The following is a 17783-nucleotide window of genomic DNA, read 5'->3' as shown; positions in this document are numbered from 1 at the left end:
TTCCTCCACTAGCCCCGATTCTGTATGTTTATCAATATCTATATCTCTGTTGTTCATAACTGTTTCCTGTATCGTCATGGCTAGGTTGTATCTCCAAACCAGCCGCGCATGCGCGTCCATACGCGTGCAAACAAATTCCTGTCGGCCACCTTCATCCGTTTGACCGGTGTCTGGCGATAGCGATGGCCATACAAAATCAGCCCCACCCCTGTCGCATACATGGGGCTGGCAATCACATCCAGCCCGCCAACGCCCTGCGGACGTCCCAGACGTACAGGCATATCAAAGATCTCTTCCGCCAGCTCCACCATGCCTTCAAGCAGGGAGGAACCGCCGGTTAAAATCATGCCTGCAGCCACCAGCTCCTGATATCCGGAGCGCTGCAACTCATCACGGATCATTTCAAACAACTCTTCCACACGCGGCTCCAGAATCTGAGCCATCACCTGACGCGGCATCGGCCGCGGTGCTCTGCCGCCGACACTGGGAATCTCGATCTGCTCCTCAGGTGAAACCAGCGAAGTCATACAGGCGCCATACTGACGCTTGAGCTGGTCCGCCTCGCGAGCAGAGGTGCGCAATCCTATCACAAGATCGTTGGTCAGGTGATCACCACCGATTGGAATCACATGCGTATGACGGATGGATCCATTCAGAAAAACGGCGATGTCGGTCGTGCCTCCGCCAATATCAACCAGCACCGAGCCAATATCCTTCTCATCCTGCATCAGGACCGCCTCAGCCGAGGCAACCTGCTCCAGCACCATATCAGAGACATCCAGATCACAGCGGTTACAGCACTTGACGATATTCTGGGCCGATGAAACGGCACCGGTCACCACGTGCACCTTGGCCTCCAGACGGACACCGCTCATACCGATCGGCTCACGGATACCATCCTGGCTATCGATGATGTACTCCTGCGGCAGGATGTGCAGCACCTTCTGATCGGCAGGAATATTCATCGCCCGCGCCGCATCAATCACGCGATCCACATCTTCCTGAGTGACCTCATGGTCTTTGGTGGCAACAACGCCGTGACTGTTATAACCACGGATATGTGAGCCGGCAATGCCGGTAAAGACCGACTGGATATTCACGCCAGCCATCAGCTCAGCCTCTTCAACAGCCAGCCGTATCGACTCGACAGTCGACTCAATATTCACCACGACGCCCTTGCGCAGACCTCTCGACGGATGTGTACCGATACCGATGACATCCACCTTGCCGTCAGGCGACGCTTCGGCAACGATACAGGCAATTTTGCTTGTGCCTATATCCAGCCCGACCAGCAACTGATCATGTTTCGCCATCAGATTACCCCTTCATGTCCGGCCGGCCTGATAAACCAGCGGGACTGAATTCTCGCATCCACGGACCATTGTCCCGTACGCCAGCGTGGCTGAGCCAGCTGGGCCGCAACGGCCGTGATATATTTTTCTTCCTGTTTCTGCGGCAGCAGCCATGCGGCGCCCCGCGCAAAATAGAGCTTCCAGTGGTTGCCGCCGGCATGGATCTCGCTCAACGCAGCAAGCCTCTCGGCCGAATCACGGGACAAAACAGCCAGCAACCGGTGCGCGGCAGGCAGCTGCTCCTCGCGCACACGCAACAGCGGCAGATCCGGCGACTCCCCCCGTGCCAGTAAACGGTAGGCATAGCCGTGGCTATCCAGCAGGTGAACCCGATCCTGCTCATCCTGCCACAGTGCCTCCGGTGTTCTGGCAATCGCCGTCACCTGCAGACGGTGCGGCAGCACACGACTGATCTGGACCTCTTCCATATCCGGAATCTGCTCAAGCCAGCGCTGGCGCAGCAGCTCCGGGCGGGTCGAGAGAAAGTCACGCTGATCCATCGCCTGCAGACGGCTCTCAATCTCATGCCGGATTGACTCCGGTGCCGTGACATTCCACTCACTCACGCTCAGCGTCCCGTTCAGCCACACGACGCCCTGAGCCGCTCCGGCGGTGACAACCACGACAGCCACCATGCGCGCCACTCTGGCCAGCAGCTGCAAACGTGCCGCCCGCTTCACAGCAGGATCTACGCGATGCTGATTATTGCGGGTCAACGCTTGCCCTCCTGTCCGTAATCCAGCCCTGCTGTTGCAAGGATACGCAGGCAGAGCTGCTGAAAATCAATACCGGCTGCAGCAGCAGCCTTCGGCAGAAGGCTGGTTTCAGTCATGCCCGGGATGGTATTAATCTCGAGAATGGCTGCCTCACCACCACTGCCGACGATCATATCCACACGCGGCGCCCCACTGCAGCCGGCCGCAGCCACTGCTTTTTCTGCCTGCTCCATGCAGTAACGCAATGTCTCTGCCGGCAATCGGGCCGGGCAGAAGTAGGCCGTGGCACCTGCCGTATATTTGGAGGTATAATCATAAACCCCCGATTTCGGGGCCACCTCAACCGGCATCAGCGCCTCACCAGCCAGCACTGACACAGCAATTTCAACGCCTTTAACCGGCATTTCGGCAATCCATTGCATGTCCGCATCAAGATCAAGTTGCTGCCAGGCCTCAACCGACTCCACATAGTGCAGACCAATACTGGAGCCTTCCGCCACCGGCTTGATAAATACCGGATATCTTTCCGGCCCGCCTTCAGCGATCCGGATCTCCACCGGGGTTGTCAGTCCGGCCTGATCCAGCACCTGCTTGCACAGACGCTTGTTCATGCACAGTGCCGAAGCCATCACACGCGAACCGGTATAGGGGATCCCCATAATTTCAAGCAGGCCCTGCACACACCCGTCTTCTCCCAGCGTACCATGCAAGGCGATGAATGCCGTATCGATTGAGGCCGCACGCAACTGCGCCGCCCAGTCATCCTGCAGGTCGATGCCGACAGCATCGACACCTGCGGCAGTCAGAGCCCGCAGCACAGCAGCGCCCGAACGCAGCGATACATCGCGCTCGGCAGAGGTACCACCCATCAATACGCCGGTGCGCCCGAAACGTTTCACATCGACCGCACTCATAACCACTCCCCGACCATGCGCACTTCAGGCTCCAGGTCGATATCAAATTGAAGCTTCACTTCCCGTTTTGCCCGTTCGATCAATGCCACGATATCGGCACTGCTGGCCTCACTGGCATTGACAATAAAATTGGCATGCTGCTCTGAAATACGCGCACCACCGATCGCAAATCCCTTAAGCCCTGCCGCCTCAATCAGGCGAGCGGCATGATCGCCCGGCGGATTTTTGAAGACCGAGCCGCAATTGGGCAGCGACAACGGCTGCGTACCACCGCGACGACTGCGCATCGTACGCATACGTTCACGGATCTGATCCGGATGATCCGGTGTCAGGCGGAACTCAGCCTCCACCACCACACACTGCCCGGGCAGTTCGCTGTGGCGATAGCTCATGCACAGCTGTTCGGCATCCAGCGTCAGAAACTCACCATTGCGCAACAGCACCTCTGCCGTCACCAGCGTATCGGAAAGCTGCTGCGCAAACGCCCCGGCATTCATCGCCACGCCGCCCCCCATGGCTCCGGGTACGGTCGCCAGAAACTCACAACCGCTCAGACCATGCTCGGCACACTGGCGGGCAAAGCGACTCATGCGCACTCCGGCACCTGCATGCACATGGCAACCATCAAAAATCAGCGTGTTAAGCTCACTGACATCAATCACCAGCGTATCCAGGCCGCCATCCGGCACCAGCATGTTGCTGCCACGTCCCAGCGGCAGAATCGACATATCCGCAGGGCAAAGGCGAACAGCACGAGCCAGAGCCTCGCGATCCGCAGGGCGGAAGTACCAGCGGGCAGGACCACCGACACAGAGCGTGGTATGGCGCGCCATCGGCTCATATTCACGCAGCATGCCCAGCTCGGCGAGCTGACGCGACCAGTCGGAGAGATTCATGCCATCACTCATGCCAACTCCTCACGTAACTGACTCGCCAGCACTCCGACTGAACCGGCTCCCATCAAAATGACAATATGGCCTGCCGCCAGCTGCTCACAGGCTGCCGCACGTGCAGCCGCCAGATCATCCAGCAACACGACCCGGCGATGCCCGCGCTCACTCATCCCCTCGCCCAGACGCTGACTGCTTACGCCATCGATGGGCGATTCACTGGCTGCATATACAGGCAGCAGTGCAACTTCGTTGGCGACATCAAATGCGCCCATAAATTCGTCCATCAGATCCCGGGTACGGGTATAGCGATGCGGCTGGAAAATCACACTGATATAACGATCCGGCCAGCACTCCCGTGCTGCAGCCAGTGTGGCCATCACTTCACGGGGATGATGGGCATAGTCATCTACCAGCACACCTTCCCCGACAGCTGTACGCTGAAAGCGGCGCTGAATTCCTTCAAAGGAGGCCAGAGAACTGCGAATGGTCTCGATATCAATACCCAGATCAAGTAACACGGCAATGGCCGCCAGTGCATTTTCAGCATTATGACGCCCGGGCATCGGCAGGCGGAACGCACCGAGATCACCGCTGCTGCGACTGGCGGCATGAAACAGCTGGCCGACCCCGTCAGCGACGGAGTCAATCAGATGCAGATCCGCCTGCGGTGAGCTGCCATAGGTGGTGAGCGGGCGATGCAGACCAACCCGCAATGCCGCCACGTGCGGATGCTCATGATGCAACACCACCCGGCCGTAAAATGGCACCAGATTGACAAAGCTTCTGAAGGCTTCCTGCAGCGTGTCAAAATCGCCGTAATGATCGAGATGCTCAGGATCGATATTGCTGACCACGGCGATCATCGGAGAGAGACGAAGAAATGAGCCATCGCTCTCATCCGCTTCCGCCACCAGCCACGGGCTTGCCCCCAGACGGGCATTGCTGCCGGTTGCAATCAGACGACCACCGATAATATAGGTGGGATCAAGTCCGGCCGCTTCCATGCCATGCGCAATCAGTGAGGTCATGGTTGTTTTACCGTGACTACCGGCCACGGCCACGCCCTGCTTGATACGCATCAGCTCAGCCAGCATTTCTGCCCGCGGAATCACCGGAATACCACGCTGCTGCGCCGCTGCCACTTCAGGGTTGGCAGGATTAATCGCCGACGATACGACCACAACCTGGGCATCGGCAATGTTTTCAGCCGCATGACCAATGGCCACCTGGATACCCAGGCTGCGCAGGCGCATCACATTCTGACTCTCGGCCATGTCACTGCCGGCCACAGTAAAGCCCTGGTTATGCAGCACCTCGGCAATACCGCTCATACCGATACCGCCAATACCCACCAGGTGAATACGATCAACACGCGCCTTCATGCACATACCTCCCCGGAGTCATTCAGCGGCAGGAACTCGGCCAGCACATCCAGTTGCCGGTCGCGCGCATCCACCGGTGCAGCAGCCAGTGTTGAGCGGCTCATAGCAGCAAGGCGAGCAGGATCAAACAGACACGCCTCAATGGCTGCCGCCAGCGCCTCACCGGTCAACTGAGTCTGCTCCAGCACCATCGCCCCGCCACTCCCGGCCAGTGCCAGTGCGTTGTGGCGCTGATGATCATCAGCAGCATGTGGCAATGGCACAAACAGACAGGGCATGCCGCTGACCGCAGCCTCGCTGACCGTCATCGCACCGGAACGGGCCACCATCAAATCTCCCCCCCGATAAAAAGAGGGCATATCATCACAAAAAGGAAGTACGTCTGCTGTGATACCCGCCTCATCATAACAGGCTTTGGCTGCAGTAATGGCAGCCTCATCTTTACCGGCAATGTGGGTGACGGTGAACACACGCCCCTCTCTTGCCAGCATCATACAGGCCTCCGGCACCGTCTGATTGAGCACGCGGGCCCCCTGCGAGCCCCCCAGGACCAACAGCCGAGGCGGCTGATGCGCCTGCCACTGCGTCCGCATAATGGCCTGACGGACAATATTTCCGGTCACAACGGTATGAACGCCACTGCCGATATGGCTGCCGGCGGCAGCAAAGCCCAACATCACACGCTTGCAAAAACGCCCCAGCGTCCGGTTCACCAGACCTGGCATGGCGTTCTGCTCATACAATACCACCGGAATACGTGCCAGCAGTGCGGCAGCCACCCCTGAAATACTGGCATAGCCTCCTACGCCTACGAGCAGATCCGGGCGACTCTCCTGCCATGAACGGCGAATCGTCATCACCGATCGGGGCAACTCCCACAACAGCACCCGCAAGCGCTGCAACCAGCCGGCGCCCTTGATGCCATGCATCTTCAGCAACAGCACCGACTCGCCCCGCTCAGGTAACAGCCTTGCTTCAAGCCCCCGCTCCGCGCCAATAAAGCTGACCTCCAGCTCCGGCCAGCGCTCACGGGCGGCATCCGCCAGTGCCAATGCAGGCATGACGTGGCCACCGGTACCGCCACCGGCTATGCAGAGTCTTGGCATACGTTTCAAAACAGGTGCTCCAGCCCGTCGGGCTCGGTCTGTGCCCGTGGCGGCGTCTGATGGTGCGCCCGGTCATCGGCGGTGGTACCGACGGCATCCCGGCGCCCGCTCTTTTTCTCGATGCGCATATTGCCCTTGTTATGACGCTGAATCGACAACACCAGCCCCATCAGCATGCATTCACCGATCAATGCACTGCCACCATAAGAGACAAACGGCATGGGCATGCCTTTGGTGGGTAACAGCCCCATTGCAGCACCGAGATTAATCATCAGCGCAACAGCAAGGCAGAGCATGCAGCCAAGAATCACCAGACGGTAGAACATCTCCTGCTGCATCAGAGCCAGCTGAATACCACGAGTGAGCAGTACGGCAAAGATCGACAACAGTACAAGGATGCCGATCAAACCAAGCTCTTCACCGATACTGGCTGAAATGAAGTCGGTAAACACTTCCGGCAGATAAAACAGCTTCTGTACGCCCTGCCCGAGACCTGCACCAAAGATGCCGCCGCTGCCAAATGCAATCATGGACTGAATCAGCTGATAACCGCTGCCATACGGATCCTGCCATGGCTCCATAAAACTGGTCAGACGCTGTACACGATAGGGCTCGGCAATCATTGCCAGCCCGGCCAGAGGGATAAAGCTCGAAAGCATCAGCGCCAGATGTTTGATTGGCACGCCACCGACAAACCACATGCAGAAGCAGGTGGCAGAGAGCAGTACAGAGCTGCCGAAGTCCGGCTGCACCATCAGCAGTAGCAATGAAATGGTCAGCACCACCAGCATGGGCGCCAGACCAGTGGTAAACTGGCTCAGCCGCTCCGGGAATGAGCCCATATAGTAAGCCATATAGACAATGACGGCTGGCTTGAGCAGCTCAACCGGCTGCAGCGTCAGGCCAAACAGCGAGAACCAGCGCTGGGCACCATTGATTTCACGCCCCAGCCCCGGCACCAGCACGGCCACCATCATCAAAATCCCCACGCCAAGCACAGGCAGTGCGATCGCGCGCCACCAGTTGGCATCCACGCATGAAAGTATCCACATCACCACAAGGCCGGCAGGAATATAGAGCAGCCAGTGCCCGACAATTCGGAACGGATCATGGTAACGAACCTCAGCCACACTGATGCTGGTGCTGTACACCATCAGGATGCTGAATGACAGCAACAGCAGAATGCAACCGACCATCACCGGATCAGGCGGCGCCAGGCGATTGGTGCTTTTCACACTCATGATCTCACCTCAAGAGCGGCAACTGCTTCGGCAAAGCAGCGCCCGCGCTCGGCATAATCACGGAACTGATCCTGACTGGCTGCCGCCGGCGATAGCAGCACAGGCAGGCCGGAGGCAACCGCTGCCGCATGCTTCACTGCCTGCCCGATGCTATTGACTGCATGCACCTCGACACCGGCCATGGCGCCCAGTTCAATAAATGCACGGGTATCTGTACCGGTGACCAGCATCAGTGCGACATGGCCTGCCACCACATCTTTCAACTGGCTGACATCCAGCCCCTTGCGCAAGCCGCCGCAAATCCAGATCACCTTCGGAAATGAGAGCAGGGCAGCCCGGGCGGAATCGGGGTTGGTCGCCTTGGAATCGTTATACCAGCCATGCCCCTGCACGGTACCGAGAAACTGCAAGCGATGCGGCAGCCCGCGAAATGTACTCAGCGATTGACGAATCACGGCGGGAGAGAGGCCGAAATCCGCAGCGGCCTGACCGGCCACAGCCAGATTCAGGTGCTGATGCATGCCCATCGTCTGCAGCTCACTGCTGTCGATCGTGTATGCCTTGTCGTAGTGATGCCAGAACAGCTGCCAGTGTGAATCACCGGTCATCTCCACACCGCAGTCGAGCGCACCGCTTGAGCCCACTCCGAAGCGGCGTATATAGACACCACGCCCGCCCAGTTCCGCAGCCAGTTCATCCCACTCGGCTCCGGCAGGCAACATGGCCTTGTCGCCCTCACCCTGACGGGCAAACAATCTCAACTTCGCCGCGCGGTATGCCTCCATATCTGCATGCATGTCGGCATGGTCCGGCTGAATATTCAGCAGCGCCGCCCAGCGTGGATGCACAGGCTCAGCCCGCTCCAGCTGGAAACTGGATAATTCCAGCACCACACGGCACGGTGGCTCATCGGTATCGATCAGCTCAAGCATCGGCCGCCCGATATTCCCCCCCGCCTCAATGCCACCGGGAAGAATATCCAGCATCGTATTGATCAGGGTCACCGTGGTGGTTTTGCCATTGGTGCCGGTCACGGCAACGATATCGCCGCGATAGAACTCATTGAACAGCTGCAGATCACCATAAATCAATGCACCTGCCGCACGCGCCTGACAAAGTGCCGGGTGCTGCCAGTGAATACCGGGGCTGACAATAATACGCTCAAATCCGGCCAGAATATCACCGTTCAACGGGCCTGCATGGAAAGGCAGTGGCAGATCGGCCGGCAGCACCAGCGGCGCTTCATCGAAGCATTCACAGGCAACGCCTCTGCTCAACAGGAAGCGGGCAACGGAGAGACCGGTTCGGCCCATTCCGATGATCGCGGTCCGCATCGCGGATGACTGCAACATATCCATTACCGGATCTTCAGGGTGGAGAGCGCCACCAGCGCAAGAATAATGGAGATAATCCAGAAACGGACGATGACCTTGGGCTCGGCCCAGCCCTTCAGCTCATAATGGTGGTGAATCGGAGCCATGCGGAATACCCGCTTGCCGGTCAGTTTGAAGCTGGCAACCTGCACCATCACCGAAACCGCCTCGAGCACAAACAGGCCGCCGGCAATCGCCAGCAACAGCTGCTGATGCACGGCACAGGCGACAAAGCCGAGTGCTCCGCCCAGTGCCAGGGCTCCGACATCACCCATAAATACCTGAGCAGGATAGCTGTTGAACCAGAGAAAGCCGAGGCAGCCGCCAACCAGAGCACCGCAAAAAATAGTCAGCTCACCCGCTCCAGGAACAAACGGAATCATCAGGTAAGCCGAAAACTTGGCATGGCCTGCCAGATAGACAACCACTGCAAGGGCCGCCGCGACCATAAAGGTCGGTGCAACCGCCAAACCGTCGAGACCATCGGTCAGATTCACCGCATTGGAGGTGCCCACCAGCACAAACAGCACAAACAGCGGGTAGACCCAGCCCATATGCCACTGTGTCTTGAAAAACGGAATATCCACAACCGGATCGGTCATCATCATCAGCCCGGCTGCAGCCATACCGCCAAACAGCGTTTGCAACAACAGCTTCCAGCGACCGGCCAGCCCCTTGGGATTACGCCGCATAATTTTCAGGTAATCATCAAGCCAGCCGATCAATCCATAGCCCAGTGTGACCAGCAGCGCCAGCCAGATAAAGCCACTGGTCAGATCCGCCCACAGCAACGTTGCAACCGTCAGCGACAGCAGAATCAACAATCCCCCCATGGTCGGGGTTCCCTGTTTGACAAGATGGGTCTGTGGACCATCATCACGAATCGGCTGCCCTTTCCCCTGCACTGACTTCATCCAGAGAATAAAGCGCGGGCCAAGCAACCAGCAGATCGCCAGTGACGTAATCAGGGCATACACCGTTCGAAAGGTGATATACTGGAAAAGATTGAAGAATGAATACTGGTCAGCCAGCGGGTAGAGCAGGTTATAGAGCATGACGCACCTCCTGCTGACCACCCGAACAGAGTACATTCACCACGGCCTCCAGCGTCATACTGCGCGAGCCCTTGACCAGCACGGTATCCGTTGGCCCGAAGTTTTCACGGCTCAGCGATGCAGCTGCGGCGCGACTGTCCGGATACCAGCGGGCCTTCGGTGACCTGATAGCCAGCGCCTCCATTTTCGCCCCTACCAGATACAGCTGATCAATTTCACTGACATCAAGGCCGGCATGGGCCGCATCACTGGCAGCCCCCAGCTCAGCCATGTCACCCAGCACGGCCACACGATTACCCTGCATCACGGCCAGCGTATTGATCGCGGCCTGCATGGAGACAGGGTTGGCGTTGTAGCAATCATCCAGCACGGTACAACCTTCAATACCGGTACAGATCTGCATCCTGCCGGGCTCCGGCTGCCAGGAAGCCAGTGCACCGGCCACCTCCGCCAGTGAAACAGCCACACCCCGGTTGGCCATCAAACGCAGTATCAGTGATGCAGCCAGTGTCATATTGGCAGCCCAGTGGCGTGCCGGCAGCTGTAATTCAATGGTGGCATGCTCCGTACCATGATCGAGGCGCAGTTTTTTTCCTTCCAGCTGCCACTGCAGTGGTTGTTGTTCAATATCAATGGCCCCTGCCGGCCTGGCCACGCCATACTGATCAAGACAAGAGCCGACGCCCTCACCCAGCATGCACCAGCCCCCCTCATTGAGGTGGTCAAACAGAGCCGACTTTTCCCGCACCACACCGGCCATACCGCCAAGCCCCTCACCATGTGCCGCCGTGATGCCGGTAAGCACTGCCACATCCGGCTGAACCATGGCAGACAGACGCACCATTTCACCGCACTCACTGATACCGCACTCGATCAGGGCGATCCCGGCCTCTTTCGGCACTGCCATCAATGTTTTCGGCACACCGACGAGGTTATTCAGATTGCCTGTGGTCGCCGCCACATGCATACCGAGTGCTGACAAGCCATGCTGCAACAATGAACGCAAACTTGTTTTTCCGTATGAACCGGAGATGGCCACAACCGTGGTATTGGCAAGCTGCATACGCCATGCATGGGCAATATCGCCCAGCGCCTGCAGCGTATTGTTCACCTGCAACTGAGGGCAGCTCAGCTCACTCCAGCGTTTGATCCCCTCATGATCACCAATCAGCAGCGATGCCCGCTCAGCGATCTGGCCGGCAAACAGATGCCCGTCATAGTGCGGTCCACGCAGGGCAAGAAAAGCGCTGCCAGCTGTAAAGCCGCGCGTATCGGTCACCACCTGCGTTACCGCATCAGGCATCCCACCCAGCCATTGGCCGGCGGTGGCACGCTGAAGATCTGCCCCGGTTAAATACATTATGCCACGATCTCCAGTCCATGTTTGCAATGCAGGTGACGACTCGCCACTGCCTCATCACTCCATGGCAGGCGCTGCCCGCACACATCCATATATGCTTCATGCCCTTTGCCGGCCACAATCAGCAGATCACCATCGGCCAGTGCTGCAACGGCTTCACCGATCGCCTTGTCCCGGTCCAGCTGCAGGTGTATTTCTGCGACATAAGGCTGACGCATACCCTGCTCAATCTCGGAGGCAATCACCGCCGGCATCTCACCACGCGGGTTATCCGAGGTAATCCATACCAGATCGGCCAGCTCCGAGGCGATTGCTCCCATCTGCGGCCGCTTTTCACGATCCCGTTCACCACCGCAACCAAATACGACCAGCAGTCGTTTGCGAGTCAGTTTGCGTGCCGCATGCAGACAGCGCTCCAGGGCCTCCGGCGTATGGGCATAATCGATGTAAACCTGACCGTAACCGGCGGTCACTTCCTGCATACGCCCGGGAGGGGCGCTGATATGCTCAAGCAGTGCCGGCAGCTCGGTCACAGGTACAGCCATGGAAACCATCAGCGTCAGTGCAACACAGGCAACATTTTCCGCATGGAAATCACCCAGCGGAATATCTTCAATGACCACTTCCTCATCGCCGCTCTTCAGCCGCAACACACCCGGCAGTTCCTGTTCCCACGCCAGATCCACGTCCTTGCGGTAGAGACCATGGCCATACCAGCATGTGTTATCAGGTGCATGCTCACGAATATCCGGCTGATCCGCATTGGCGACCACATTGCCGCCGTGCGCAGCCGTTGCCTGCACAAAGGCTGCCTTGGTCTGCAGGTATCCCTGATAGCCACCATGATCCTGCAGGTGGTCATGGCCCATATTCGTCCAGATCGCAGTGTGGAAATCGATGCCGGCAATCCGCTCCTGGGCAATGCCGTGCGATGAAATCTCGCAGGCAACGCCGTGCACACCTTCAAGCCTTGCCGATGAAAGCATGGCATGCATCGTCAGCATCGACGGCGTGGTATTACCGATATCGAGAATATCATCCGGGGCACGAAGCCAGCCAAGGGTTCCGCAACTCCACACCGGCTGCGACTGATAGCGAGTCAGTGCCTCGCGCAGCATCCAGGCGACACTGGTTTTGCCATCGGTTCCGGTAATGCCATAAAAATGGGTACGTGCATGCTCGGTGCGAAACAGCCGCCGTAACAACTGGCCGGCCTGCTGCATCGTCTTCAGCTTCAACACCGGCAGCTCCGATGTCACATTCACACCCACTGCAATAATCGCGGTCGCCCCCTGACGGCACGCGGCTTCCGCATACTCCGCCGCATGCGCCCGACTGCGTGGCAGGCAAAGCATGGCATAACCGGGCCTTGCGTACCTGGAGTCATCGCAAATTCCCATAATCAGCACATCATCATCGGCCGCAGCAGTGAGCTCACCGAGCCCGTCGGCAAGCGCCCGCAGCGAAAATCCCTCTTCCAGTTCAGCAGCACGTGTCTGAGCATTAGTCATTGAGCCATACCTCCAGTACATCACCTTCATGCAGAGCAAGTGGCATCGACGGTTTATAACGGCGCACCCAGCCGGACCCATGCACACTCAATCGCAGCCCGCGGCTGGCTGCATAGCGCCTTACCTCACGCATCGACAGCCCGACCAGCGACTCCCCGTTCAGCGCCGGCGCCTCGGCGGCTATCGCCATATTGCGCCAGCCAGCCTGCTCATCCACCCGGGCGGAAACGCCGAGATAAGGCAGTGTACTCTCTGCGATGTGACGAAAAATCGGGGCTGCAACCTGACCGCCGTAGATACTCTTTTCCGGCTCATCCACCACGACCACAATGACCAGCTGTGGATCATTGACCGGCGCAATGCCTGCAAACACCGCCATATAGCGCCCCTTGCTGTAACCGCCCCTGGCATTCGGCTTTTGTGCCGTGCCTGTTTTGCCGCCAATGCGATAACCCTCGGGCACCGCGTATTTACCGGTACCGTCTTCACTGGTGGCATACTCGAGCATCGTCAGCACTTCTGATGCGATTTTCTCCGGCATCACACGCCGACGTTGCTCAACCTGATCGGAGAACAGGCGCGGAGCGACAAATTCACCCTTGTTGGCAAAAACGGAAAATGCCGCTGCAAGTTGCAACGGCGTCACGGCGATTCCCTGTCCAAACGCGATATTGGCTGTCTCAACAGGCCCCCATCGTTCGGGGGGTAGCACAATGCCCGGCGACTCCCCGCTTAAACCGATGCCACTCCGGTTGCCGAAGCCGACGTTGGAAAGCATGTCAAACATCGGGGTCGAGCCAACATCCATCGCCAGTTTGGCAGAACCGATATTGCTGGAGTGCGCAAGAATACCCGAGATATCAAGCCAGCCGGCCTTATGATCATCGTGGATGGTATAATCGGCCACTCTGAAAGCCCCATTCTCACAGAACACCTGTGAATCCGGCTGCCAGCGGCCCGACTCCAGCGCGGCCGCAATGGTAAACGGCTTCATCGTCGAGCCGGGCTCAAACACATCGGTAATGGCACGGTTACGCCACTCACTCGGATTATAATGACGGAAGTCGTTGGGGTTGTAGCCCGGCCAGTTCACCATCGCCAGAATCGCCCCGTCAGCCGGACGCATCACCACAACCGAGCCACCCTTGGCCTGCTGTTCATGCACACCTTCAGCCAGCGCCGCATAGGCAATACTCTGAATCGTCGCATCCAGCGTCAGGGTAAAACCCTTGCCCGGTGTCGGTTCACGCAACCAGACCCCGTCCGGCAGAGAGTGACCGCGAGCATCGCGACGCACCTGACGTACGCCGGGCTCGCCACTCAACTGGCTGTTCCAGCGCCGCTCAATCCCCTCAAGCCCCTTGCCATCGATGCCGACAAAGCCAAGCAGATGGCCGGTCACCGGACCAAGCGGCTGATAACGACGCCACTCTTTCTCCATACGGACACCGGCAATATCCAGCGCCATAATCTTTTCGGCCTGTACCGGGTCGACCTGACGGGCAAGCCAGACAAAGCCTTTACGACCATGCAGCTTTTTCTGCAGCCGGCGTGGCGAATAGCCCAGCGCCTTTGCCAGCTCGTTGATACGAGCCTCGGGCACTTCGTCTGCAATCGCAGCGATCGACGGGATCTCGACACTTTCGGCCAGCACGCGCCCCTTGCGATCAAGGATCGGCCCGCGCGGAGCCAGTGTCACATATTCACGATAACGCTGTTTTTCAGCCATCGTACTCAGACGATCGGACTGCAACCACTGCAGATCAACCGCCCGCACCACCAGCAAAAGCAGCCCGAGGGCCATCAGGCCTGCCACGAACTCAATGCGACGACGAATGAATATCTGTTCTTTATTGATCATGGCCGCAATACCTGCATCGGTCTGGGCGGTGCCATACCAAGCTTGCTGCGGGCATATTCACGCAGACGATCCGGCCGGGTAAGGCTGGCGATCTCAAGACGCAGCTTGCTCGACTCAAGCTTGATCGCCTCTTTTTCAGCCATCAGGCGCTGTGAATCCAGCGACATTTCATAGCGCAAATGGGAAAGCCAGACCTGCTCACCGGCAAGCGTTGCAATCACCAGCAGCGGCAGCACCATCCACGGACGCAAATTCAGGGCTTCCATTACTGCAGCCCTCCGACATAACCAGCCAGACGAACGGATTCTTCTTCACTCAATCGCTGTGCCACCCGCAACATGGAGGAGCGGCTGCGCGGATTCACGGCAACCTCCTGCTCATCCGGACGCAGCGGCTTCTTGTGCAACCAGCGCATGGTCGGCTTTTTACCGCACACACAGAGCGGCATCTGGGGAGGGCATACGCATGGGTGCACATGCGCCTCAATCAGGTCACGAACACGCCGATCTTCACCGGAGTGAAATGAGATGACGGCCAGACGTCCACCGGGTCGCAAGTGCTCGATTGCAGCCGTGATACCCGCATCAATCTGATCCATTTCACCATTGACCCAGATACGCAGTGCCTGAAAGGTACGGGTTGCCGGGTGGGTGGATCCATAACGGGCCTGTTTGGGAACCGCATGAAAGCAGACATTTTCGAGATCGGCCGTTGAGTTCAGTTTCTGCTCGCGCAGTGCCGTCAGGATGGCCCGGGCAATGCGCTGGGCATAACGCTCATCACCGAAGCGGCGCAGCACATCCGTCAGCTCGCGCTCGGATACATGTTCCAGCATACGGGAAAGCGGCTGCCCGGATGAGACATCCATCCGCATATCCAGCGGCCCGGCCTGACGGAAAGAGAAGCCACGCTCTGCCTGATCCACCTGCGGCGACGAAACGCCCAGATCGAAACCGATGGCGCTCACCTTGTCCCATCCTTTTTCGGCGAGAACCTCACCAAGCCTGGCGAAATCGGCATGCGCAATGGCAAAACGCGGGTCGCACTGCGCCAGCGCTTCTCCTGCAGCAACAGCATCAGGATCCCGGTCGAGCGCAAGCAACCGGCCGTCTGCCGAGAGTCGCTCAAGCAGCTGCCGGCTATGCCCGCCTCGTCCGAAGGTGCAATCGACATAGTATCCGTCCGGGTCGTCGAACAGGGCACCGACAAAAGCATCGCGGAGTACCGGGATATGCTCGGAGTATATTTCATCCTGCGCCACCGGCATTAAAGACCGAGCTCGAAATCCTGGAGCAGAGCCAGATCAGCATCCAGCTGCCTGGACCAGGCCTCACTATCCCAGATTTCAAAAAGCTCGCCGGTTCCGGCGAAATGAACCGCACGAGAGAGTGATGCGTGCTCACGCAAAACAGGAGAGAGCAGCACCCTGCCCTGACGGTCCGGGATGCACTCCTGGGCAGCACCAATCACGGCACGCCTGAAAGCAGCCACCTGCTTGCTGGGCTGCATGGCATTGACCCGCGCCAGCAGACGCTTCCACTCACGCATCGGATAAGCCACCAGATTGGGGGAGTTATGCGAACGGGCCACGATCAGTGTGTTGTCGGCATGACAGGAATTCAGGGCATCACGGAACGCAGCAGGGATGCTGACGCGTCCCTTGTCATCCATGTTATTGCTGAATTCGCCTTGAAACATCTGTTTCCGACCCTCTCCGCATCATCACGTGGGCAACTTACCCACAAATCCCCACCAAATGCCAATAGTGTCCACCTGACAACCCTTGTCAACCCCTGTCACCTCGTATTTTTTGAGGCTCGGACCATTTCGCCACAGCCACGGGACGCCCTCCTGACAACCGCATCGAACTCCCTGCAGACAAAGGATTTTTTTACGGAACGGGAATTAACTTTCACCGAATCAGAAAGACGTTTATTTTAAAAGGAAAAACACGTGCCACATCGAAACAGAAAGAGGCCACAGCCGTGGCTCATCCGGCCGATAAAACGACAAAACTGGTTTCAGGTGGGAAATTGTGGGTAGCATGGGCAGCGAAAACAGGAGATGCCATGTTCTGGGAAGAAAAATCACTGAAAGAGATGACCAACGAAGAGTGGGACAGCCTGTGCGATGGCTGTGGCCGCTGCTGTGTATGGAAGTTTGAAGATGAGGACAGCGGTGAAATACTCTACACTGATATCCGCTGCCGCCTGTTCAATGATAACACCTGCCGCTGCACCGACTATCAGAACCGCACAACACTGATTCCCGATTGCATGGACACCCGCACACTGACCGACAAACAGTACTCATGGCTGCCGGACACATGTGCCTACCGCCTGCTGCACGAGGGCAAACCCCTGTTCGACTGGCACCCGCTGATCACCGGCGACAAGGACTCCGTACACAAGGCCGGCATTTCAGTCCGCAAGAAAACCGTCTGCGGCGACAACCTCAGCGAGGATGACATCATGGATCATATTATTGACCCGGATGCCTGACAATACGGACACCTGCCCCTGTGGCAGCGACCGGCCATTTGCCAGCTGCTGCGAACCGGTCATCCATGGTGCCACCGCCCCTTCCGCTGAAGCACTGATGCGCTCACGCTACAGTGCATATGTCACCGGGGCATGGGCCTACCTGCGTGAAAGCTGGCATCCGGACACCCGCCCGTCGCGAGTGTCGCCAACAAATACCGACTGGCTTGGCCTCACCATTCTCAAAAGCGGTACCGACACGGTCGAGTTCATTGCCGGCTTCATGGAGGGTGCGCGCGTGATGACGCTGCATGAAACCAGCCGCTTCGCGCAAGTCGATGGACACTGGCGCTACCTTGACGGTGTCTGTGATGTCAGTGAAGCTGCACGAAACAGCCGCTGCCCCTGCGGCAGTGGCAAAAAAACCAAATACTGCTGCATGAAAAAATCACCCTGATCCCGCGAGCAGCAGAGCTGCCCTGAAAACCAGAGCGCATGAAGCGCAGCAGCCTCCTGTCAGGCCGCATCCATGGAGGATA

The 17783-nt window shown here is 58.3% G+C and carries 17 protein-coding genes; 2 read left to right on the top strand and 15 right to left on the bottom strand.

Annotated features, from left to right (window positions below):
- Positions 1-80: 80 nt before the first annotated feature.
- Genes ftsA through FEF65_RS04435 form a run of 15 tightly spaced genes read right to left on the bottom strand, consistent with a single transcriptional unit; the run spans position 81 to position 16462 of the window.
- Positions 81-1313: a cell division protein FtsA gene (gene ftsA, locus FEF65_RS04505; protein WP_138238595.1), complete on the bottom strand. Its 1233-nt coding sequence runs from the start codon at positions 1311-1313 to the stop codon at positions 81-83.
- On the bottom strand, positions 1313-2068 hold the full coding sequence (locus FEF65_RS04500; protein WP_138238594.1) for a cell division protein FtsQ/DivIB: 756 nt from the start codon (positions 2066-2068) through the stop codon (positions 1313-1315). Before FEF65_RS04500 ends, ftsA begins: the two co-directional genes overlap by 1 nt.
- Positions 2065-2982, bottom strand: coding sequence for a D-alanine--D-alanine ligase (locus tag FEF65_RS04495; RefSeq protein ID WP_170304417.1), 918 nt, complete (start codon positions 2980-2982; stop codon positions 2065-2067). The genes FEF65_RS04500 and FEF65_RS04495 overlap by 4 nt, the downstream gene beginning before the upstream one ends.
- A complete protein-coding gene (gene murB, locus FEF65_RS04490; RefSeq protein ID WP_138238592.1) occupies positions 2979-3890 on the bottom strand; it encodes a UDP-N-acetylmuramate dehydrogenase in 912 nt (303 codons plus the stop codon). The genes FEF65_RS04495 and murB overlap by 4 nt, the downstream gene beginning before the upstream one ends.
- Positions 3887-5257 (bottom strand): UDP-N-acetylmuramate--L-alanine ligase, encoded by a 1371-nt coding sequence (gene murC, locus FEF65_RS04485; protein WP_138238591.1) that lies wholly within the window; start codon positions 5255-5257, stop codon positions 3887-3889. The genes murB and murC overlap by 4 nt, the downstream gene beginning before the upstream one ends.
- Positions 5254-6363 carry an undecaprenyldiphospho-muramoylpentapeptide beta-N-acetylglucosaminyltransferase gene (gene murG, locus FEF65_RS04480; RefSeq protein WP_238701190.1) on the bottom strand — a complete coding sequence of 370 codons (1110 nt, stop codon included), beginning with the start codon at positions 6361-6363 and terminating at the stop codon, positions 5254-5256. The genes murC and murG overlap by 4 nt, the downstream gene beginning before the upstream one ends.
- 5 nt (positions 6364-6368) lie before the next feature.
- Positions 6369-7604, bottom strand: a complete 1236-nt coding sequence (gene ftsW, locus FEF65_RS04475; RefSeq protein WP_138238589.1) for a putative lipid II flippase FtsW — start codon at positions 7602-7604, stop codon at positions 6369-6371.
- Positions 7601-8962 (bottom strand): UDP-N-acetylmuramoyl-L-alanine--D-glutamate ligase, encoded by a 1362-nt coding sequence (gene murD, locus FEF65_RS04470; RefSeq protein WP_202978107.1) that lies wholly within the window; start codon positions 8960-8962, stop codon positions 7601-7603. Before murD ends, ftsW begins: the two co-directional genes overlap by 4 nt.
- A complete protein-coding gene (gene mraY, locus FEF65_RS04465; protein WP_138238587.1) occupies positions 8962-10032 on the bottom strand; it encodes a phospho-N-acetylmuramoyl-pentapeptide-transferase in 1071 nt (356 codons plus the stop codon). Before mraY ends, murD begins: the two co-directional genes overlap by 1 nt.
- A complete protein-coding gene (locus tag FEF65_RS04460; RefSeq protein ID WP_138238586.1) occupies positions 10022-11392 on the bottom strand; it encodes a UDP-N-acetylmuramoyl-tripeptide--D-alanyl-D-alanine ligase in 1371 nt (456 codons plus the stop codon). The genes mraY and FEF65_RS04460 overlap by 11 nt, the downstream gene beginning before the upstream one ends.
- Positions 11392-12903, bottom strand: a complete 1512-nt coding sequence (locus FEF65_RS04455) for a Mur ligase family protein (protein ID WP_138238585.1) — start codon at positions 12901-12903, stop codon at positions 11392-11394. The genes FEF65_RS04460 and FEF65_RS04455 overlap by 1 nt, the downstream gene beginning before the upstream one ends.
- Positions 12896-14764: a penicillin-binding transpeptidase domain-containing protein gene (locus FEF65_RS04450; protein ID WP_138238584.1), complete on the bottom strand. Its 1869-nt coding sequence runs from the start codon at positions 14762-14764 to the stop codon at positions 12896-12898. The genes FEF65_RS04455 and FEF65_RS04450 overlap by 8 nt, the downstream gene beginning before the upstream one ends.
- Positions 14761-15030 (bottom strand): cell division protein FtsL, encoded by a 270-nt coding sequence (gene ftsL / locus FEF65_RS04445; protein ID WP_138238583.1) that lies wholly within the window; start codon positions 15028-15030, stop codon positions 14761-14763. Before ftsL ends, FEF65_RS04450 begins: the two co-directional genes overlap by 4 nt.
- Positions 15030-16025: a 16S rRNA (cytosine(1402)-N(4))-methyltransferase RsmH gene (gene rsmH, locus FEF65_RS04440; protein WP_138238582.1), complete on the bottom strand. Its 996-nt coding sequence runs from the start codon at positions 16023-16025 to the stop codon at positions 15030-15032. Before rsmH ends, ftsL begins: the two co-directional genes overlap by 1 nt.
- A gap of 5 nt (positions 16026-16030) precedes the next feature.
- Positions 16031-16462, bottom strand: a complete 432-nt coding sequence (locus FEF65_RS04435; protein WP_138238581.1) for a division/cell wall cluster transcriptional repressor MraZ — start codon at positions 16460-16462, stop codon at positions 16031-16033.
- 371 nt (positions 16463-16833) lie between these two features.
- On the opposite strand from FEF65_RS04435, the gene FEF65_RS04430 reads away from it, so the two are divergent.
- Both FEF65_RS04430 and FEF65_RS04425 read left to right on the top strand, forming a co-directional pair.
- The gene (locus FEF65_RS04430; RefSeq protein ID WP_138238580.1) at positions 16834-17265 is read left to right on the top strand and encodes a YcgN family cysteine cluster protein; all 432 of its coding nucleotides are present in this window, start codon (positions 16834-16836) and stop codon (positions 17263-17265) included.
- Positions 17258-17701, top strand: coding sequence for a YchJ family protein (locus FEF65_RS04425; RefSeq protein WP_138238579.1), 444 nt, complete (start codon positions 17258-17260; stop codon positions 17699-17701). Before FEF65_RS04430 ends, FEF65_RS04425 begins: the two co-directional genes overlap by 8 nt.
- The last annotated feature ends 82 nt before the right edge of the window (positions 17702-17783 follow it).

Origin of the sequence: Mariprofundus erugo (genome assembly GCF_005818865.1) — a bacterium.
Classification (GTDB): Bacteria; Pseudomonadota; Zetaproteobacteria; order Mariprofundales; family Mariprofundaceae; genus Mariprofundus; species Mariprofundus erugo.
This window is presented reverse-complemented; position numbering and strand designations above follow the sequence as displayed.

Bases quoted from the DNA above. Each gene is read 5' to 3' on its own strand.
- ftsA (WP_138238595.1), bottom strand. From the start codon at position 1,313: ATGGCGAAACATGATCAGTTGCTGGTCGGGCTGGATATAGGCACAAGC.
- FEF65_RS04495 (WP_170304417.1), bottom strand. From the start codon at position 2,982: ATGAGTGCGGTCGATGTGAAACGTTTCGGGCGCACCGGCGTATTGATG.
- ftsW (WP_138238589.1), bottom strand. From the start codon at position 7,604: ATGAGTGTGAAAAGCACCAATCGCCTGGCGCCGCCTGATCCGGTGATG.
- FEF65_RS04450 (WP_138238584.1), bottom strand. From the start codon at position 14,764: ATGATCAATAAAGAACAGATATTCATTCGTCGTCGCATTGAGTTCGTG.
- murC (WP_138238591.1), bottom strand. From the start codon at position 5,257: ATGAAGGCGCGTGTTGATCGTATTCACCTGGTGGGTATTGGCGGTATC.
- murG (WP_238701190.1), bottom strand. From the start codon at position 6,363: ATGCCAAGACTCTGCATAGCCGGTGGCGGTACCGGTGGCCACGTCATG.
- FEF65_RS04430 (WP_138238580.1), top strand. From the start codon at position 16,834: ATGTTCTGGGAAGAAAAATCACTGAAAGAGATGACCAACGAAGAGTGG.
- murB (WP_138238592.1), bottom strand. From the start codon at position 3,890: ATGAGTGATGGCATGAATCTCTCCGACTGGTCGCGTCAGCTCGCCGAG.
- murD (WP_202978107.1), bottom strand. From the start codon at position 8,962: ATGGATATGTTGCAGTCATCCGCGATGCGGACCGCGATCATCGGAATG.
- FEF65_RS04455 (WP_138238585.1), bottom strand. From the start codon at position 12,903: ATGACTAATGCTCAGACACGTGCTGCTGAACTGGAAGAGGGATTTTCG.
- FEF65_RS04425 (WP_138238579.1), top strand. From the start codon at position 17,258: ATGCCTGACAATACGGACACCTGCCCCTGTGGCAGCGACCGGCCATTT.
- FEF65_RS04460 (WP_138238586.1), bottom strand. From the start codon at position 11,392: ATGTATTTAACCGGGGCAGATCTTCAGCGTGCCACCGCCGGCCAATGG.
- mraY (WP_138238587.1), bottom strand. From the start codon at position 10,032: ATGCTCTATAACCTGCTCTACCCGCTGGCTGACCAGTATTCATTCTTC.
- ftsL (WP_138238583.1), bottom strand. From the start codon at position 15,030: ATGGAAGCCCTGAATTTGCGTCCGTGGATGGTGCTGCCGCTGCTGGTG.
- FEF65_RS04435 (WP_138238581.1), bottom strand. From the start codon at position 16,462: ATGTTTCAAGGCGAATTCAGCAATAACATGGATGACAAGGGACGCGTC.